3 protein-coding genes are annotated in these 2690 nt (G+C 70.1%); 1 reads left to right on the top strand and 2 read right to left on the bottom strand.

Features of this window, described 5'->3' with window-relative positions; all coding sequences use genetic code 11:
• Positions 1 to 195 precede the first annotated feature (195 nt).
• On the top strand, positions 196 to 696 hold the full coding sequence (locus GMA12_RS18085) for a GyrI-like domain-containing protein (protein WP_156270873.1): 501 nt from the start codon (positions 196 to 198) through the stop codon (positions 694 to 696).
• 78 nt (positions 697 to 774) lie between these two features.
• Here the strand turns inward: GMA12_RS18085 and GMA12_RS18080 are convergent, their stop codons facing one another.
• Entirely contained in the window at positions 775 to 2007 is a 1233-nt protein-coding gene (locus GMA12_RS18080; RefSeq protein WP_156270872.1) for a dicarboxylate/amino acid:cation symporter, read from the bottom strand.
• A gap of 78 nt (positions 2008 to 2085) precedes the next feature.
• Positions 2086 to 2690 (bottom strand): hypothetical protein (locus GMA12_RS18625; RefSeq protein ID WP_206064740.1); only part of this gene is annotated, 605 nt, incomplete at its 5' end.

Here is a 2690-nt window from a genome sequence, read left to right as displayed (position 1 = left end):
CAGGTGCGGGGGCTCCCCACACCCCCAGGCCCCCACCCACCCGGTGCGGGGCCTTTATCCATGCCCCGCCACCGGCCGGCCCCCACCCACCGGTGCGGGATTCGTTCCATGTGGCTTGCTCATGGTGGCCGTCACTTCCGGTACGCCGGGTCCAGCGTCTGTTCTCCGGCGGTCGCCACCGCGCAGAATGGACCCATGGCGGACACCAACGGGGCGGGCAGCGGCGCGCAGAACAGCGAGGAACCGCGAGTCGTGGACGTGGGGGAGCAGACGACCGCGGTGGTCGCCGGGAAGGTGCCGGTGACCGAGTTGCGGGCCTTCTTCGACGCCGCGTTCCACGAGCTGGGCGAGCGGATCGGCCGTGGTGAACTCCGGCCCACCGGTCCGGCGCTGTCGCTCTACCACTCGGAACCCGGAGCGGTCGTCGAGCTCGAGGTCGGATTCCCGGTGGCGGAGACGGTGGCGCCGGCGGGCTCCGTCGTCGTCGGGCGGATCCCCTCGACCCGTGCGGTGACGGTCACCCACCATGGGGACTACGACGGGCTCGGCTCGTCGTGGGAGAGGCTGCGGGCTTGGGCGCAGGAGCGGCACCTGCGCGTCGGTGCGCCGCTGTGGGAGGTCTACGTGACGGAACCCCACCCGGGCGACGATCCCCGGGACATGGTGACGGAGCTCTACTGGGCCGTCGAGCATTGACGAACGGCTCCCTGCGCACGACACGACGAAGGCCCCGACCACACGGTCGGGGCCTTCGTCGTCGGCGGTCGTGCTGTCTCAGCGGCCGGAGACGACGACCTGCGCGTCGTCCTGTTCGGCGGCCACCTCCGCCACGTCGCCGCGCCTGCCGACGAGCTTGTCCATGACCACGGCGATCGCTCCGTCGCCCGTGACGTTGGTCGCGGTGCCGAACGAGTCGATGGCGATGTAGGTGGCGATCATGAGCCCGATGGCCGTCTCGTCGAAGCCCAGCATGCTCTGCAGGACTCCCACGGCGGCCATGATGGCCCCGCCGGGGACGCCGGGGGCGGCCACCATCGTGACCCCCAGCATCAGGATGAAGCCGAGGTAGGTCAGGTTGTCGATGGGCATCCCCGTGATGGTCATGATGGCCAGCGAGAACAGGACGATCTTCATGGTGGAGCCGGCGAGGTGGATGGTGGCGCACAGCGGGACGACGAAGCCCGCGACCGGCTTGCTGACCCCGTTGGCCTCGGCGGACTTGAGGGTCACCGGGATCGTGGCGGCGGAGGAGGACGTGCCCAGGGCCGTCACGTACGCCGGCAGCATGTTCTTGAGGAGCACCAGCGGATTGCGCCGGGCGTAGGCCCCGGCGATCCCGTACTGGACCAGCAGGAGGACGATCGTCAGGACGAGGGCGAGCACGACGATCTTGAAGAAGGTCGAGATCACGGTGACGATCTGGCCGTTCATGGTGAGGCTCATGAACATGCCGAAGATGTAGACCGGGAGCAGCGGGATGATGACGAGCTCCACGATCCGCATGATGATCCGCCGGAGGTCGTCCATGGTCCGGTGGAGGGTGTCGCCCGGGATGAGCGTGATCCCCACGCCCAGGCAGAAGGAGAGCAGCAGCGCGGTCATGACGCCGAAGACGGGCTCCATCTCGAGGGCGAAGTATCCCGTGAGCGCGCTCTCCTCCGGGTTGGCGAGCGGGTTGACGTCCTGCTGTCCACCCAGCAGCCAAGGGTAGGTGCCGCGGGCCACGAGGTAGGCGAGAACGCCGGAGAAGACGGTGGACGCGTAGGCGATGCCTGCCGTGATGCCGAGCCACTTCCCGGCTCCCCGCCCGAGGTCCGCGATCGCAGGGGTGACGAGGCCGAGGATGAGCAGCGGCACGATGAAGCCGAGGAAGCCGCTGAAGAGGCCGTTGAACGTGAGGAAGACCCGTGCGAGCGGTTCGGGGAAGAACAACCCGCAGGCGATGCCCAGGACGATGCCGAGGAGCACGCGCACCAGCAGGTGGGACGTGAGAGGTTTCTTGGTCATGGGCCAATTATCGGCCCCTGAGGAGGTCCCGCGAACCAGGAAGGGCCCGAGCTGGCCTGCTTATAGAATGGGGGACGATCAATTGGCGGGCCCGTGCGCGGTCCCTTCGACATCCACGAGCGCCGCCCCCTTCCGGACGGCACAGAGGAGCGGTACGTGTCCGAGTCTTCCCAGCACGGTTCCCAGGGCGATCGCCGGAACAGCGGTTCCGGCGACCGCCGGTCCGGCGCAGACGCCCGACGCGACGGCGGCCGCTCGAGCGGCGCGCCTCGCCGCAGCTTCGCCCGCGACGACGAGCGTTCCGCAGGACGATCCGGTGGTGAAGGCCGTGCGCAGGGCTTCCGGGGACGGAGCGCCGACCGCCAGGGTGAGAGCCGTGGTGGATACGCCCCGCGCGGTGATCGGCGGGATGATCGACGTGGTGACAGCCGGGGCGAGAACCGCGGGGGCTACCGTGACCCGCGGCCGGGACAGGGCGAGCGTCGTGACGCCCGGTCCGGGGAGCGGGGACCCCGCCGTGACGGCGAGGGCCGGACGGAGGGCTACCGCGGCCGGCGCGACGAGGGTCAGGGTGAGCGGGGTCCGCGCCGTGAGGCTGAGGGCTACCGGGGTCCGCGCCGTGAGGGTGAGGGCTACCGGGGCCGTCGTGACGAGGGTCAGGGTGAGCGTCGTGGTGGGTACGC

This window comes from Kocuria sediminis, assembly GCF_009735315.1.
GTDB lineage: Bacteria > Actinomycetota > Actinomycetes > Actinomycetales > Micrococcaceae > Kocuria > Kocuria turfanensis.
Note: the sequence above shows the minus strand (reverse complement) of the source record. Positions and strands in the feature narration are given on the sequence as shown.